Genomic DNA, 13,662 nt, shown 5'->3' on the forward strand with positions numbered 1-13,662 from the left:
TCAGGAGAGGCGATCCCTGATCGCGTCGGCAAGCCCATCGGGGTCGGACGCGACCGACTCGCCCACTTCGACCTCGTCGTCGACCGCGACGGTCCCGCCGTCGACCACGCGAGCGCAGATTCCACCCCGGTCGCTGCCCAGCGACTTCGCGACGCCGTCCTCGCCCGCGACCTGCTCGACGTGGGCGCAGGGCGGACGCGGACGCGTCCCCTCGAAGGTCGCGTCACCGACGGTGAACCGTGTGTCCAGCAACTCGTGTACGTCGAGACCGCGAGTCACGAGATTCCGGCGATGGCGGCCGTCTGTCAGGTCGATTCCGTCCTCGGCCCGGATGCGCTCGATGGCCTCGGCCTCGATCAGTGTCACCTCACACTCGTCGAATCCGGAGTAGTACCCGGTGCCGCGCTGGTATCGGTCACCCTCTATTCCGCCGCGTACGGCGCGCACACTGTCGACGGACTCCATCGGTGCCGATCCCGTCTCGGTCACCCAGACCGCTTCGACGGTGCCTGTCATACGATTTCGTACGTGGCGACAGCGTTTATACTCCCGGACGGCCAACAATCGAGTATGTACCGAGCCAGTGACGAGGTCGACAATCAGGAGTGGCTCGCCGACTTGGAGGCGGCGGCCGACCGGCTCAACCTCGGCGAGGAGGCGCGGACGCGAGGGGCCGACCTGTTCCTCTCGACGTTGCCCGACAGCGACCGGTCGAAGCGGGCGACGATGGCCGCCAGTCTCTACGTCGCGACCCTCGCCGCAGGCGACCGGCGGTCACAGGGCGAGGTGGCCGACGCTGTCGGTGTCTCACGGCTCTCGGTCCAACAGCGATGGAAGGAACTGCTCGAACGCACGGGACTGGACGCCCCCGACTGGTAGCTCAGGTTTCGGTCTCTCGTTTGGGACGCCCGTCGCGGTCGGGCGTGAGGTTTCCGTGTTCGTCAATCTCCCCCCTGACGATGCGCGTGGAGGAGATAATCTCGCCGTCGTCGGCGTAGACGTGGTCGACGACCTCGATTTCGAGGGGGTCGTCGCCGTTTTCACTGCGTATCTCGTTGATGCGGCGGCCGCCTGTCTCGGTCTCGGGAGAGACGATCAGGTAGTCGAACTGTGACTCTGTGGCGATGCCGGTGGGTTCCGTGAGCTTTCTGATCTCGTACTCGCGGTCGAACTTCGCGGTGAATTTCGAGAGTTCCGCGTCGAGGTCGCGCCGGCGTTGCTCGAACGACCGGACGTGTCGATCCTCGTCACGGGTCTTCGGTGCGAGTTCGTCGCTCGTAAGCCCGACGGTGACGTCACCGAGATCGAACGCGCGCTCGAACAACGCGCGGTGCCCATCGTGCACGGGGTCGAACGTCCCGCCCAGCGCGACCTTCATATCTCCGGCCATTGTCCCCTCACGGTTTAGTGGCTTCGGATTCCCCTGCCGCGTTCGTCGTCACTGCTCCGATTCCTCGACGGTGATCGTGACCGGCTCGTCGGCGCTCTCGCCGGTTTCGCCGTCTGCACCGTCGAGATGGTGGTCGAGGTCGAACACTGTGTTCAGCTCCGACTGGACGGCGCCCGCGATGCTCGACACCAACTCGCTCGGTGCGATGGCGGTGTACCCGTACGGGTTGTTCCCCGCACTGCCGTTCTCGCGCTTGCTCCGCGTCACCCTCCCTTCCTCGTGGAGTTCCGCGAGTGCCTCGCGGACCGCACTCGGGTACAGCCCCGTCCCGTCGGCGATCTCGTCGCTCGTGCTGTCGGGGTGCTGGCGCAGGTAGAGGTAGATACGCGCCCGAGTCTCCGTGTCGAGGACCCACGACAACAGGTCGACCACCCCGTCGTCGAACCGTTCGACGGCTCGGTTAGCCTCGGCGCCGAACCGTTCACGAGGGCTTCTGTCGCCGTCGGCCACGCTGAGCCCTTCCTCCTCCGGTTCCGTTGACCCGTCGTCTGTGGACATACATCGTTTCTATGCCGACGAGAGGACGCAGTCGGGTAGAAGTCCTCGGCTACAACCGAAGATTACCACAGAGGGCGTCCAGTCCCGCCTCCTCGTGGAGTCTGCGTTGTTTCTCTGCGCCACTCTCCGCGTCGTACACCGCCCGAATCCCGTCGATTCCCAGGCGCTCACACTCCCGGTCGACGAGTTCGCCCAGGTCCACGGTCTCGGAGAGGTCACGCGAGAGCAAGGCGGCGTCGTGGCCGTGGCGAATCGCGCGCCACTTGTTCTCGTCCAGCGGCTCGCGCCGGTGTTTCCGGCCGGTTTCGCCGTCCTCGTACCGTTCGGCGAGGTCGGTCACCAGCGCGTGCGTGTACTCGACGAACGCCATGACCGTCTCCTGGTCGGCCTGGCCGTCCGGCGCTCGAACTTCGACGGTGCCGAGTCCGGTGTGGGGGCGCACGTCGTACCACAGTTCGCCCCGGTCGTCGATCGAACCGGTCTCGACCATCGTGCGCTCGAACTCGTCGAAGTCGGCGAAGGAGTCGAAGCTCGTCGGCATGCCCGTGTTCGGGAGCGCCTCGAATATCTTGGCCCGCGCGGAGTGCAAGCCGGTGTCGAACCCGTTCCAGTACGGTGAGTTGGCCGACAGCGCCAATATGATCGGGACGTGCCAGCGGGTTTCGTTGGCGACCCAGACCGCCTTGTCCGCGTCGTCGACACCGACGTGAACGTGGAGCCCCGCGGTCGTGTTCCGGTGTTGTGGGTACTGGATGCGGTCGAGCTGTGACCGGTAGCGTGGTTTCTCGGCGTGTTCGAGTTCCCGCCACTTTGCGGCTGGGTGGAGGCCTGCGGCGGCGATGCCGTAACCGTGTGCAGCGGCGTGGTCGACCAGTGCCGACCGCACGGCGTCCAACTGCTCGCTGGCCTCGTCGATGTCGTTCGCACCGATCGTCGGGGTTTGTGTCTCGATGACACACTTGAACAGTTCGTGGTCCAGCCGGTCGTCCAGAATCTCCGGCGGGTCGGTCTCGTAGACGAGTTCGTCCGTGCCGGAGGTCGGCCTGTCGCGGTCGTCGATGATAAAAAACTCCTCTTCGATGCCCAGCGTTCCCATCCTGGTGAACGTCTCGGCGGAGCCCCTCCGGTCCATCTTCCCGCCGGTTGGAACCCTCCCGTCTAAAGCGTTCCCTTCCGGAGCGTTCCAGCCCCCGCCGCGCGCGTCTCCCGTGTTCAGCGCGGCCGCGCGACGACCCCGAGGTGGTCAGCGTGGTAAGGCTCTAGACGCTGGCGTTCGAGGACCTCGTACTCCGACTCTAGCGTTCCGACGACCTCGTCGAACACCGTTTCGGGGTCGGCGGTGACGTCCTCGCTGCGGGCCTTGACTGCCAGCAGGAGCCGACCGTCCTCGTGCAGGAATCCGCGATTGGTCAGTGCGACCTCGGCCTGCCCACGTGTCGCCACGTCCTGAATGATTACGTCGACCGGTTCGACGACGTGGGCGTACGTCTCGGGCTTTCGCGCGTCTTTCAACAGCGGGAACAACCGCTGACGGTCCTCGGCCACGTCGAGCAGGTCCCGTACGGGCCGGGCCGCGAACTCGACGGCGTACGTCGGCCCGGCGAAATCCGCGACGTGACTCACCGTCGTCCCTGCGGCGGCACCGAGATACAGCACCGTCTCGCCGCCCGTGAGTCCGGTGTCCATCCCGGACTGAATCATCGCGCCGAGTTTCGAGCGCCGCGGGTTCCAGCGCCGCCACCCCGTGTCGTCGGTCGGTTCCCCGTAAGCCGGCGGGCCCCGGGTTGCCAGGCCCGTCTCGTCACCGATGCTCCGTTGCTCGATTCCTTCCGGCAGGTCACTCATCGCCGCCACCCCCCTCGGCGCGCGCCTGAATGGCCGCGATTCGCTCGTCGAGTTCCGCCTGCAGGCCCGGCCGCCGGTCGCCGCCGTAATAATCGACCCGTGCCGCGATAGCGAGTTTCCCGGCGAGTGCGCGCGCCGCCGAGCCGCGGTCCTCCGAGCGCGTCCCGCGGACCGCATCGTGGGTGTAGATGACGCCGTGTTTCGGTGACGGAGCGTCGCCCCGCAGATGGGCGAACAGCGCGTCTTCGGCCCCCAGGACCTGTACTGTCCCGCTGGGTTTCTTTGCCAATGACTCCAGCCCGCCCGCGAGCGACAGCAAACGGGCGGCCAGAACCGGGCCGGCCATCGCGGCGAGGTTCGGCGCGACTTCGGGTGTACTCGTCTCGATGTACTCGGCGAGCGCGTCGGCCTCCTCGTCGAGTGCGACGACTTGGCGAGCCAGTGCGAGAACCTGACGGTCGCCGTCGGAGCGTGGTTCCGAGGAGCCCCCGCTCGCCTCGCTCGCGGGAACGCCCACCGACCCCGAGTCACGTCCGCTCAACTCCCGGGCGTACTCGACGCCGGTCCCTGCCTCCTCGAACCGACTGCCGCCCCACTCGGCGACCCGTTCGGCGAGTTCGTTGGCCTGTCGCCGGCAGTCGTCCATGGCGCGGACGGCGTGGACGAGCTGCTGGTCGACGGCTCCCTCGCGCTCGCTGGCGGCCGCTCGCCCGGCCGCCAGCGTGGCCCCGCGGAGCCGGTCGTAGTACTCCGCCTCGTCGGCCGAAACGCCCGCCTCGACGGCCAGGGCGGGCCAGTCGGCGGGCGACTCGGCACTGCCCTCTCGAATCCGGTCTGCAGCTGCCGCTCGGTCCCCCGGGTCGAGGTCAGCGAACCACGCGTCGTCGGTCATGGTCGGTCATCGGACCCCCGCGGCGGTAAAGCTTCGCGATGCGTGCCAGCCGGCCAAGTCCGACCCGTGTCCCGGGACTCGCGGCCTCCTCGACGGACCGAACGGGCTGTCCGACCGCGACTCGTTATCCGGTCTCGACGACCGACGGTCGGCGGATGGGTCCGCAAACCGCCGGCCGTCGGGTTCCGTCCCCGACGCGTGTTCCCAGCGGCTGCCAGAAGTCCACACTTTCTTAAACTGATGGGGGGTAGCCTTGCGCATGTCAGGTGCCGCTATCGATAGTGTGGACCCGTTTCAGCGGTTCGTGTTGCTCTCGGTGATCGACCTGCGAGCTCGCGACGACATGCCGGTCCACTCGTTCGACGTGACAGGAGTCTGTGAGGATTTGCTCGACGAGTTCGACGAACTCGACGGGATGGTGCCCGGTGGCGTCACGCGCCAGCGCGTCATCAACGCGCTGTCGGAACTCGAGTCGGCCGATCTGCTCGGCGAGGAACAAAAGGAGTCGCCAACCGGGAAGGGGAGACCCGCATACGCGCTCGACATCGCCGAGGAGGCCGTCCTCGACCACCTCGCCGACGACGACCGGTTCGGGCCGGCCGTCGAACGGATTCGCGACCGTCGCGACTGACCGGTCGGGCCGACACTCATTTTTACTCACCCGTCGTTACGGTGAGTCATGGTAACCGTTCTGGATCGGGTTCGCCAGCCCGAGTACACGGGGGAGAACCGCTGTGTGCCCTGCACGGTGGTAAACACTGCTATCGCAGTCGGGGTGAGTGTCGTCGTCGCCTACACAGTCACGACTACTGCAGGATCGGCCGTCGGGACCACCGTCGGAGGAAGCACACTCACGCTCTGTCTCGCGGCCATCTACTTCCGGGGGTATCTCGTCCCCGGGACACCGACGCTGACCAAACGCTACCTGCCGGAGTGGGTGCTAGCCTGGTTCGACAAGGCCGAGGCCGGGAACCGAGCCGGCGGGGCGACGGGTTCGACTGTCGACGAGACCGAGTCGGCCGGCGAGATCGACGTCGAAGCGACGCTCGTCGGCGCGGGCGTCCTGGTGGAACAGTCACACGGTGACCTGGGACTGACGCCGGCCTTCGCCGCGGAGTTCCGTGAGCAGGTCGAACGCGAGCGTGACGAGGACGCGGACCGCGAGGCCGTCGCAGACATCGTAGGCACCGACGCCGAGAGCTTGGCGTTCGAGGAGTACGGCTCCGCGTTCGTCGCCCGTACCGGCGAGCAGACCGTCGGCCGCTGGGAGTCCCACGCGGCGTTCCTCGCCGACGTGGCCGCCGGGCGTGTTCTTTCCGATTACTACGACGACTGGGACGACATCGACCCGGCCGGTCGGGGACGGTTGCTCGCCGGCTTCCGTCTGTTCGTCGAGCGGTGCCCGGCGTGTGACGGGCAGGTCCGGTTCGGGCAGGAGGTCGTCGAGTCCTGCTGTCGGACCATCGACGTGGTCGCCGTCACCTGTGGGGACTGCGACTCGCGATTGTTCGAGGTCGACGCCTCGGACGTCGCCGCGACGACCTGATTCGGGTGCCGTTCGGACGAGAAACTACGTGTCTGAACCCGTTGATATGCCCGATTCGTCACGAACCGTCGGTCCGTAGTGACACGTTTATCACCCACGGGTTTACAGGACAGGTATGCGCGACGCCTACCTCATCGGGGCGGGTCAGTCCGATTACGGCTCGTTCCCGGGCGAAAGCTACCGGTCGCTGTTCCGCACGGCGTTCGAGAACGCCCGTGACAGCGTGCCGGACGGTATCGAATCCGCGGACGTAGACGAAGCGGTCGTGGGCACCCTCGGCGTCGGCGGCCGACAACTCGGGCTGGCCGGCCCCGCCGTGACGGAACACGTCGGCCTGCACGGAATTCCCGTCACGCGCGTCGAAAACGCGTGCGCAGCCTCCGGATACTCCGTCCGGCAGGGCGTCCAGGCCATCCGGAGCGGGATGGCCGACGTGGTGCTGGCCAGCGGCGTCGAAATCATGACCGACGTGTCCGGGGACGCCGTTCGCTACTGGCTCGGCGTGTCGGGCGAAACCGAGTGGGAGCGTCTCTCGGGCACCACGTTCGCCGGTGTCTACGCACAGATGGCCAGCCGCCACATGCAGGAGTACGGCACCACCCGCGAACAACTCTCCCACGTCGCCGTGAAAAACCACGAGAACGGGGCCACGAACCCTCACGCCCAGCTTGGATTCGAGTGCTCGCTTGAGGACGCCATGGACGCACCGACCGTCGCCGACCCGTTGAACCTCTATCACTGCTGTCCGACCACCGACGGTGCGGCCTGCGTCCTGCTCGCCAGCGAGGACGTGGTAGAGAACTACACCGACGACCCGATCCGGGTCGCCGGCGTCGGTGCCGGCAGCGACCGCGTGGGTCTGTTCCAGCGCGACACATACACCGCCGTCCCGGCGTCCCAGTACGCCGCCGACCGCGCCTACGAGATGGCTGGCTACGGTCCGGACGATCTCGACTTCGCCGAGGTACACGACTGTTTCGCCATCGCCGAACTGATGGCCTACTCGGATATCGGGCTCTGTGACCCCGAGGAAGCCGGCGAGTTCGTCGCCAGCGGGACGACGAAACGCGACGGCGAGATGCCCGTCAACACCTCCGGCGGTCTGAAATCGAAAGGCCACCCCATCGGTGCGACCGGGGCCGGACAGGTCGTCGAGGCGTTCAAGCAGCTCTCCGGCGAGGCAGGGGAGCGCCAGCTCGACGACCCGCAGGTCGGGCTGACACACAACGTCGGCGGCTCTGGCGGTGCCGCGGTCGTCCACCTCTTCGAGCGAGGCGAGGCGCCCAGCGCCTCGGGGTCAGCGAGCGGGCGTGGCGGTGTCGTGAGCGGCCCGCGAGACACCGGAGGTGATGCCGCATGAGCGAGGACGGTATCCACGCCGTCGGTGCCTACGCGCCCCGGTTGCGCGTTTCGGCCCGGGAGTTCGCCGACGCCTGGGGCAGTTTCGAGGCCTCGGGTATCGAGACGACGGCGGTCCCGGAGGCCGACGAGGACGCGCTCACGATGGGCTGGGAGGCAGCCTGGCGCGCCCTCGCCGCGGACGGCGTCGACGCCGCCGACGTGGACTGGCTCGGGTTCGCCACGACGAACCCGCCGATGGCCGAGGCGGACCCCACCGTGCGTCTCGGTTCGTTCCTCGGCGTCGACGAGGACGCCACACACCAGACGTTCACCGGGAGCACCCGCGCTGGGACCCGTGCGCTGTTCGCTGCGCTGGATGCCGATACGGACGGCCTCGCGCTGGTCGTCGCCGCGGACTGCCCGCAGGGGGAGCCGAGTGACGCCCACGAGCACGCCGCCGGTGCGGGCGCGGCTGCCGTCCTCGTCGGCCCGGACGCCCCGGCGACGATTACCGACCGCGCGGAACACGCCGAGCCGTACCCCGGCACGCGGTTCCGTCGGGCCGGCAACGACGAGGTAGAGGGCATCGAGGTGACGAGCTACGACCGCGCGGCGTTCCGCGAGACGCTGGCGGCCGCTGTCGACGCCGTGGACGCCGGCGGCCTCGACGCGGCGGCCGTGCAGGCTCCGGACGGCGGCCTGCCCTACCGCGCCGCCGGCGCGATGGGGCTGGACGACGGGACGATTCACACCTGCGCGACGGTTCAGGACCTGGGCGACACGGCTGCCGCGAGCGTCCCGCTATCGCTCGCCACGGCGCTCGCCGACGGAAATCAGACCGTGCTGGGCGCGAGCTACGGAAGTGGCGGCGGCGCGGACGCGTTCGTCGTCGAAGCCGACGAGTCCGTCCCTTCGGAACTGGCCGTAGACGGCGGGACGGACCTCACGTACGCCGAGTACCTGCGCCGTCGGGGCGAGGTGACCAGTGACGAGCCGAACGGCGGCGCAGCGTACGTCTCTGTACCCACGTGGAAGCGGTCGATCCCCCAGCGCCACCGCCTCGTCGCGGGGCGGTGTCCGGAGTGTGGCTCGCTCGCGTTCCCACCGGAGGGGGCCTGTGCCGACTGTCGGTCTCTCGTGGAGTTCGAGCCGGTCGAACTGCCGGACACGGGCGAGGTCGAGGCCGTCACCGCCGTCTCGCGGGGCGGTGAACCACCCGAGTTCGCCGTCCAGCAACAGAAAAGCGGCGAGTACGGCGTCGCCATCGCGGCCTTCGAGGCCGACGGCGAGTCGGTCAGCATGCCCCTGCAGGTCGTTGGCACGGAGACTTCGCCCGACGTGGGCGACGCCGTGGCGACCGTCATCCGGCGAATCTACAAGCAGGAGGGCGTGATCCGCTACGGACGCAAAGCGCGGATCGACGACGGGTAAGCCGAAAACTCTCGTAAACATTTAACCCCTCGGCCTCGCGGGTCTTGACATGCGAGTCACAGTTATCGGTGCAGGGACGATGGGTGCCGGCATCGCCCACGTCTGTGCGGCCGCTGGCCACGAGGTAAGCATCCGCGACATCGAACCGAACGTGGCGATGGACGCCATCGACACGATCAGCAACCGGCTCAGTGCGGGTGTCGAGCGCGGCTACCTCACCGAAGACGAGAAACAGCAGGCTATCGACGACCTCGACGGCACGACCGACCTCGAATCCGCGCTCGCCGGTGCCGACGTCGTCGTCGAAGCCGTCCCGGAGGACCTCAACCTCAAACGCGAGACGTTCGCCGACGCGGAGGGTCACGTAGACGACGAAGCGATTATCGCCACGAACACGTCTTCGATGTCGGTCTCCTCCATCGCGGCGGCGCTGAAACAACCGGAGCGCGCGGTCGGGTTGCACTTTTTTAACCCGCCACACAAGATGGGGCTGATCGAGGTCGTGCTGGCCGACCAGACCGACGATGCGACCGCAGAACGCGCCGAGGAGTTCGTCGACGGGCTAGACAAAGAGCCCGTCGTCGTCACGGACACGCCCGGCTTCGCCTCCTCGCGGCTGGGCGTTGCACTGGGTGTCGAGGCGATGCGGATGGTCGAGAACGGCGTGGCCAGCGTCGAGGACATCGACGCGGCGATGGCACTCGGGTACAACCATCCGGTCGGACCCCTCGAACTCACCGACCGCGTCGGGCTGGACGTCCGTCTAGACATCTGCGAGTATCTCCACGACGAACTGGGTGACCGGTTCGAGCCGCCCGAAATCCTGCGTGAGAAAGTCGAGAGCGGTGACACCGGAAAAAAGGTCGGTCGCGGGTTCTACGTCTGGGAGGGTGGCGAGCCCAAAGACGTCGCCAGCGACGAGGATTACGACATCGAGGACGTGATCTAAGGCGATGGCGGATGGCGCCGACACCAGTGGCGACGAGTTCGACCACGGCGAGCGGAGGCGTCCGTTCGATCCGGACGAGGAATCGCCGACGATGGAGGACCTGCTCGACGAACTCGACGGCTCCTCGGCGTCGTCGGCATCGCGCTGAGCCTGTCGCTACTGCTGAGTACCGCCTGGGGTCGTGTCGACTGGGCGGAGCCGTGGCTGGCGTTCTGTACCCGTGCCGTCGCGTTCGTCCCGATGAGTATCGGGGCGGCGCTGGGTGACATCCTGCCGGGGTCCCGATGCCCGGCATCTCGGAACTCGTCCGCCGACGCCACGGCAACGGCCTATATTAAGGGTTAAATGTCGGGCTATCCTCGCGGTAGGTATGAGTGACACTCAGCAAAAACGGAAACAGAAGTGCATCTCCTGCGGAATCAACATCTCTGGGACGAACGCGGCCGCGTTCAAATGTCCCGACTGCGGGCAACAGATCTACCGGTGTGCCAAGTGTCGCAAACAGAGCAATCTCTACGAGTGCCCGGACTGCGGGTTTACCGGACCCTGAATCGCAACGGCAATCAACCCCCTGCCCAACGTACTATTATGGGAAAAGTCGCAGCCAAAATCAAGGTAATGCCGCAGAGCCCGGACGTGGACCTGGACGCCCTGCAGGAACGTCTCGAACAGTCCCTCCCCGAAGGAGCTAAAATCAACGGATTCGAGCGTAACGACGTGGCGTTCGGCCTCGTCGCGCTGTTCCCGACCGTCGTCGTCCCCGACGACTCCGGCGGCACCGACGCCGTCGAAGAGGCCTTTGGCACGGTCGAAGGCGTCGAGTCCGTCGACGTCGACTCGGTCGGCCGCTTGTAATCGCCTCCCAGACGCCGCGGTTCCGCCGGCCGTTCTCGCTGTAACTGATATCGTTCGTGATAATAACCGGCATCGCCGCTACCGCCGGGAGTGGCCACCTCCTATGCATTCCGGAACAACGCGGCTCGGAACAGGCTGTCCAGTCTGAGGACACAGTGTCGAATCAATACAACAGTTCACGCCGTACACTGTATCGGTGCTCGCCGCCGGGGTGTTAGCGGCGGCCAGCGCGGCCCTCGTAGCCGTGACTCGAGACAGCGAGCAGCGAGTTGGTACGCCGCTGCGATGGTGTGTACTGCCGGTTGGGCGTTCGCACTGGTCCTCGAATTTGGAAGCGTCGCCACCGAGGCCAAACTCTTCTGGCTCACGATGTATCACGCTGCCGCGCCCGTCCGAACGGACATGGCGCCCGGTCTCGTCCTCCGCGGGCACAAACACCTGCACGAGGCACTCAACAACGCCATCGAGAGCGGCGTCGAGACCACAGCGGGTGCGCCGAACGCGCTCGAAAATATCGCCGAGAAGATCGAACAAACCTCCGACGGCGTCCGCGAGATCAGCGAGGCGACCGACGACCAGGCGGCCTCCGCACAAGAGGTCGTCTCGATATCCGACCAGGCAACCGACGTCAGCGAACGGACGGCCGACCGGGCCGGCGAGGTGGCCGACACTGCGACGACCCAGGCCGACCGACTGGAGTCGGTGACCGACGCTACGCGGGCGATCGCTGACCAGGCCGCTGACCTCCGCGCACTGATAAACGAGTTCACAGTCGACGTGACGGACGTCGAAGTCGACACCGTGGACCGCGACACGGTGACGACCGACGACTAACGGGGTCGGCGTCCACGAGACCGCCGGCGAGCGCGTCTCCGGACACGGCAGGTCCCTCACCGTCGGTGGAACGCACGTTTTATAAGTCCGACCACACAACCGGAACTCACGAATGCCGAATTCGAACGGTCCACTCAAGAAGACGCGGCACAAGTTGAAAAACGAGCCCCGTGAGCGGGGCACCTCGCCGCCACAGCGGTCGGTTCAGGAGTTCGAGGACGGCCAGAAAGTCCACCTCCGCATCGACCCGTCGGTCAACGACGGCCGGTTCCATCCGCGGTTCAACGGGCACACCGGGACGGTCGACGGCGAGCAGGGTGAGGCATACAAGATCCTGATCGAGGATCAGGGCAAGGCGAAGACGATCATCGCGAAGCCAGCCCACATCACCGCCCAGGAATGACCATCTTCAAGCAGAAGGTCGGCGAGGAGTACCTGACGCTCGCCGAAACCAAGGAGATCCTCGAGTCGCTCGAGCGCGAGCGCGCCGCGGACGAGGAGCGTGAGATGCGCTACGAACTGGCGCGGGCCATCGAACACGTCAACCGTTTCGCCACGTTGGACCTCGAGGAGTCACAGCAGTTCGTCGACGAACTGCTGGAACTGGAGAAAGTCGACGAGGCGACCGCGTACAAGATCGCCAACACGGCGCCGAAAGACCGTGACGAGTTACGCGCCATCTACGCACAGGAGCGGTTCTCTCTCTCGGGTGACGAGCTCGACGCCATTCTCGACGTCGTCGCGAAGTACGTCTGAGTTTCCCGTCGGCTGGGGCTTTTATATATCCCGTCGCCGTATTGGATTGTATGAGCGATTCCGAGAGTGGCGACCCGACCGCCGACACGGAGCGCGAAACGGGTGTCGTCCTCGACTTCCTACGACACGGGCGCACGGAGGACGACCGCCCCCAGTACGAGAAGTCGCCGCTCGCGTACGTGCTGACCGAGGCCGAGTTCGAGCTGTTCGAGCTCCGGGTCCAGGATGACGCCGACATCCAGATCGGCGACCGGGTTCCGGTTCAGCGTGGGTCCCACAGCCCGGTCCAGCGTATCCGCACCATCGAGTACGAGGACCTGCCTGGCGGCGCACGATCGGAGCTCGAGTACGTCGTCGAGGAGATCGTCACGGCCAAGGAAGACCGATTCGTCGACTTCTACAACGACGCACAACCCATCACGTTGCGGCTCCACCAGTTGAACCTCCTGCCGGGAATCGGCAAGAAGCTGCGAAACAATATCCTCGACGAGCGTGACCGTCGCCCCTTCCAGAACTTCGAGGACTTGGAAGCTCGCGTCAGCGGCCTCCACAGCCCCAAAGACGTGCTCGTCGAGCGCATCCTCGAAGAACTCCGCGAGGACGAGTTGAAGTACCGTACGTTCGTCGGTACCGACGACCAGGACTGACACGTTTTTACTCGGCGAGGTTCAGGTTTCGGCAATGACTGCTGGCCCCTCCGACGACGCGCCGACGCCTGGTAGCCGCGACCCCGACGCACTGCTGGCCCGCGCCGGTGTGCGGGGGGACCCCGACCGTGACCAGCACTTTCTCGTCGACGACCGCGTCCTCGACCGACTCCCGGGCTACGCCACCGCGGTCGACGCCGACACGAGCCACGTTCTCGAAATCGGCGGTGGGACCGGCGCGCTGACGGACCGTTTGCTGGCGGTCGCCGACCGTGTAACAGTAATCGAGCGTGACGGTGACCTCGCCGCATTCCTCCGCGCGGAATTCGACGCTGCGGTCGCGGCCGACCGCCTCACCGTCGTCGAGGGTGACGCGCTCGACGTCTCGCTCCCGGCGTTCTCGCTCTCCGTCTCGAACCTGCCCTACGGCGCCTCGAGCGAGATCGCCTTCCGACTGTTGCCTCGTGACCGCCCGCTCGTCCTGACGTTCCAGCGGGAGTTCGCCGAGCGTATGGCCGCCGAACCGGCAACCGACGAGTATGGCCGACTCTCGGTGACCGCCGGCCACTACGCCGACGTGGAGGTCGTCGAGACGATTCCAAAGAAGGCGTTCTCGCC

At 66.7% G+C, this 13,662-nt stretch carries 20 protein-coding genes and 1 pseudogene; 15 read left to right on the forward strand and 6 right to left on the reverse strand.

Annotated features, from left to right (window positions below; genetic code table 11):
- The gene (locus Q0964_RS17915) at nt 1-516 is read right to left on the reverse strand and encodes an MOSC domain-containing protein (RefSeq protein WP_299270554.1); all 516 of its coding nucleotides are present in this window, start codon (nt 514-516) and stop codon (nt 1-3) included.
- A gap of 54 nt (nt 517-570) precedes the next feature.
- Here Q0964_RS17915 and Q0964_RS17920 point away from each other — a divergent pair, with 54 nt between their 5' ends.
- The gene (locus Q0964_RS17920) at nt 571-879 is read left to right on the forward strand and encodes a cyclin family protein (protein WP_299270557.1); all 309 of its coding nucleotides are present in this window, start codon (nt 571-573) and stop codon (nt 877-879) included.
- A 1-nt stretch (nt 880) separates the two neighbouring features.
- Here Q0964_RS17920 and Q0964_RS17925 read toward each other — a convergent pair whose 3' ends face one another.
- The 5 genes from Q0964_RS17925 to Q0964_RS17945 form a co-directional block, all read right to left on the reverse strand.
- On the reverse strand, nt 881-1,378 hold the full coding sequence (locus tag Q0964_RS17925; protein ID WP_299270606.1) for a phosphopantetheine adenylyltransferase: 498 nt from the start codon (nt 1,376-1,378) through the stop codon (nt 881-883).
- 60 nt (nt 1,379-1,438) lie between these two features.
- The gene (locus Q0964_RS17930) at nt 1,439-1,948 is read right to left on the reverse strand and encodes a winged helix-turn-helix domain-containing protein (RefSeq protein ID WP_299270559.1); all 510 of its coding nucleotides are present in this window, start codon (nt 1,946-1,948) and stop codon (nt 1,439-1,441) included.
- Between the two features lie 49 nt (nt 1,949-1,997).
- Nucleotides 1,998-3,080 (reverse strand): glutamate--cysteine ligase, encoded by a 1,083-nt coding sequence (locus Q0964_RS17935; RefSeq protein WP_299270561.1) that lies wholly within the window; start codon nt 3,078-3,080, stop codon nt 1,998-2,000.
- Nucleotides 3,081-3,160: 80 nt separating this feature from the next.
- Nucleotides 3,161-3,793, reverse strand: coding sequence for a fibrillarin-like rRNA/tRNA 2'-O-methyltransferase (locus Q0964_RS17940; protein ID WP_299270563.1), 633 nt, complete (start codon nt 3,791-3,793; stop codon nt 3,161-3,163).
- Nucleotides 3,786-4,685, reverse strand: a complete 900-nt coding sequence (locus Q0964_RS17945) for an NOP5/NOP56 family protein (protein WP_299270565.1) — start codon at nt 4,683-4,685, stop codon at nt 3,786-3,788. The genes Q0964_RS17940 and Q0964_RS17945 overlap by 8 nt, the downstream gene beginning before the upstream one ends.
- Before the next feature lie 259 nt (nt 4,686-4,944).
- Between Q0964_RS17945 and Q0964_RS17950 the strand changes: the two genes are divergently transcribed.
- The 14 genes and pseudogenes from Q0964_RS17950 to Q0964_RS18015 all read left to right on the forward strand — a co-directional run.
- The gene (locus tag Q0964_RS17950) at nt 4,945-5,316 is read left to right on the forward strand and encodes a hypothetical protein (RefSeq protein ID WP_299270568.1); all 372 of its coding nucleotides are present in this window, start codon (nt 4,945-4,947) and stop codon (nt 5,314-5,316) included.
- 48 nt (nt 5,317-5,364) lie between these two features.
- Nucleotides 5,365-6,231 (forward strand): DUF8054 domain-containing protein, encoded by an 867-nt coding sequence (locus Q0964_RS17955; protein WP_299270570.1) that lies wholly within the window; start codon nt 5,365-5,367, stop codon nt 6,229-6,231.
- Nucleotides 6,232-6,346: 115 nt separating this feature from the next.
- The gene (locus tag Q0964_RS17960) at nt 6,347-7,591 is read left to right on the forward strand and encodes a thiolase domain-containing protein (RefSeq protein ID WP_299270573.1); all 1,245 of its coding nucleotides are present in this window, start codon (nt 6,347-6,349) and stop codon (nt 7,589-7,591) included.
- Nucleotides 7,588-9,003, forward strand: coding sequence for a zinc ribbon domain-containing protein (locus tag Q0964_RS17965; protein WP_299270576.1), 1,416 nt, complete (start codon nt 7,588-7,590; stop codon nt 9,001-9,003). Before Q0964_RS17960 ends, Q0964_RS17965 begins: the two co-directional genes overlap by 4 nt.
- A 49-nt stretch (nt 9,004-9,052) precedes the next feature.
- Nucleotides 9,053-9,952: a 3-hydroxyacyl-CoA dehydrogenase family protein gene (locus tag Q0964_RS17970; RefSeq protein WP_299270579.1), complete on the forward strand. Its 900-nt coding sequence runs from the start codon at nt 9,053-9,055 to the stop codon at nt 9,950-9,952.
- Nucleotides 9,953-9,956: 4 nt separating this feature from the next.
- A complete protein-coding gene (locus Q0964_RS17975) occupies nt 9,957-10,100 on the forward strand; it encodes a hypothetical protein (RefSeq protein WP_299270582.1) in 144 nt (47 codons plus the stop codon).
- Nucleotides 10,067-10,234 (forward strand): annotated as a pseudogene (locus Q0964_RS17980) (DUF2391 domain-containing protein); the annotation flags it as partial. The gene Q0964_RS17975 and the pseudogene Q0964_RS17980, both read left to right, overlap by 34 nt.
- Before the next feature lie 88 nt (nt 10,235-10,322).
- A complete protein-coding gene (locus tag Q0964_RS17985; RefSeq protein WP_299270585.1) occupies nt 10,323-10,502 on the forward strand; it encodes an HVO_2753 family zinc finger protein in 180 nt (59 codons plus the stop codon).
- A gap of 38 nt (nt 10,503-10,540) precedes the next feature.
- A complete protein-coding gene (locus tag Q0964_RS17990; RefSeq protein ID WP_299270588.1) occupies nt 10,541-10,807 on the forward strand; it encodes an elongation factor 1-beta in 267 nt (88 codons plus the stop codon).
- Between the two features lie 285 nt (nt 10,808-11,092).
- Nucleotides 11,093-11,641 (forward strand): hypothetical protein, encoded by a 549-nt coding sequence (locus Q0964_RS17995; RefSeq protein ID WP_299270591.1) that lies wholly within the window; start codon nt 11,093-11,095, stop codon nt 11,639-11,641.
- Nucleotides 11,642-11,753: 112 nt separating this feature from the next.
- Nucleotides 11,754-12,044, forward strand: a complete 291-nt coding sequence (locus Q0964_RS18000) for a 50S ribosomal protein L21e (RefSeq protein ID WP_299270594.1) — start codon at nt 11,754-11,756, stop codon at nt 12,042-12,044.
- Nucleotides 12,041-12,397, forward strand: a complete 357-nt coding sequence (locus tag Q0964_RS18005) for an RNA polymerase Rpb4 family protein (protein ID WP_299270596.1) — start codon at nt 12,041-12,043, stop codon at nt 12,395-12,397. Before Q0964_RS18000 ends, Q0964_RS18005 begins: the two co-directional genes overlap by 4 nt.
- 50 nt (nt 12,398-12,447) lie before the next feature.
- The gene (locus Q0964_RS18010) at nt 12,448-13,044 is read left to right on the forward strand and encodes a DUF655 domain-containing protein (RefSeq protein WP_299270600.1); all 597 of its coding nucleotides are present in this window, start codon (nt 12,448-12,450) and stop codon (nt 13,042-13,044) included.
- A 34-nt stretch (nt 13,045-13,078) separates the two neighbouring features.
- Nucleotides 13,079-13,662 (forward strand): 16S ribosomal RNA methyltransferase A (locus tag Q0964_RS18015; RefSeq protein WP_299270603.1); only part of this gene is annotated, 584 nt, incomplete at its 3' end.

The organism is Halorientalis sp. (assembly GCF_028275115.1).
Classification (GTDB): domain Archaea; phylum Halobacteriota; class Halobacteria; order Halobacteriales; family Haloarculaceae; genus Halorientalis.

Bases quoted from the DNA above. Each gene is read 5' to 3' on its own strand.
- Q0964_RS17915 (WP_299270554.1), bottom strand. From the start codon at position 516: ATGACAGGCACCGTCGAAGCGGTCTGGGTGACCGAGACGGGATCGGCA.
- Q0964_RS17920 (WP_299270557.1), top strand. From the start codon at position 571: ATGTACCGAGCCAGTGACGAGGTCGACAATCAGGAGTGGCTCGCCGAC.
- Q0964_RS17925 (WP_299270606.1), bottom strand. From the start codon at position 1,378: ATGAAGGTCGCGCTGGGCGGGACGTTCGACCCCGTGCACGATGGGCAC.
- Q0964_RS17930 (WP_299270559.1), bottom strand. From the start codon at position 1,948: ATGTCCACAGACGACGGGTCAACGGAACCGGAGGAGGAAGGGCTCAGC.
- Q0964_RS17935 (WP_299270561.1), bottom strand. From the start codon at position 3,080: ATGGACCGGAGGGGCTCCGCCGAGACGTTCACCAGGATGGGAACGCTG.
- Q0964_RS17940 (WP_299270563.1), bottom strand. From the start codon at position 3,793: ATGAGTGACCTGCCGGAAGGAATCGAGCAACGGAGCATCGGTGACGAG.
- Q0964_RS17945 (WP_299270565.1), bottom strand. From the start codon at position 4,685: ATGACCGACGACGCGTGGTTCGCTGACCTCGACCCGGGGGACCGAGCG.
- Q0964_RS17950 (WP_299270568.1), top strand. From the start codon at position 4,945: ATGTCAGGTGCCGCTATCGATAGTGTGGACCCGTTTCAGCGGTTCGTG.
- Q0964_RS17955 (WP_299270570.1), top strand. From the start codon at position 5,365: ATGGTAACCGTTCTGGATCGGGTTCGCCAGCCCGAGTACACGGGGGAG.
- Q0964_RS17960 (WP_299270573.1), top strand. From the start codon at position 6,347: ATGCGCGACGCCTACCTCATCGGGGCGGGTCAGTCCGATTACGGCTCG.
- Q0964_RS17965 (WP_299270576.1), top strand. From the start codon at position 7,588: ATGAGCGAGGACGGTATCCACGCCGTCGGTGCCTACGCGCCCCGGTTG.
- Q0964_RS17970 (WP_299270579.1), top strand. From the start codon at position 9,053: ATGCGAGTCACAGTTATCGGTGCAGGGACGATGGGTGCCGGCATCGCC.
- Q0964_RS17975 (WP_299270582.1), top strand. From the start codon at position 9,957: ATGGCGGATGGCGCCGACACCAGTGGCGACGAGTTCGACCACGGCGAG.
- Q0964_RS17985 (WP_299270585.1), top strand. From the start codon at position 10,323: ATGAGTGACACTCAGCAAAAACGGAAACAGAAGTGCATCTCCTGCGGA.
- Q0964_RS17990 (WP_299270588.1), top strand. From the start codon at position 10,541: ATGGGAAAAGTCGCAGCCAAAATCAAGGTAATGCCGCAGAGCCCGGAC.
- Q0964_RS17995 (WP_299270591.1), top strand. From the start codon at position 11,093: ATGGTGTGTACTGCCGGTTGGGCGTTCGCACTGGTCCTCGAATTTGGA.
- Q0964_RS18000 (WP_299270594.1), top strand. From the start codon at position 11,754: ATGCCGAATTCGAACGGTCCACTCAAGAAGACGCGGCACAAGTTGAAA.
- Q0964_RS18005 (WP_299270596.1), top strand. From the start codon at position 12,041: ATGACCATCTTCAAGCAGAAGGTCGGCGAGGAGTACCTGACGCTCGCC.
- Q0964_RS18010 (WP_299270600.1), top strand. From the start codon at position 12,448: ATGAGCGATTCCGAGAGTGGCGACCCGACCGCCGACACGGAGCGCGAA.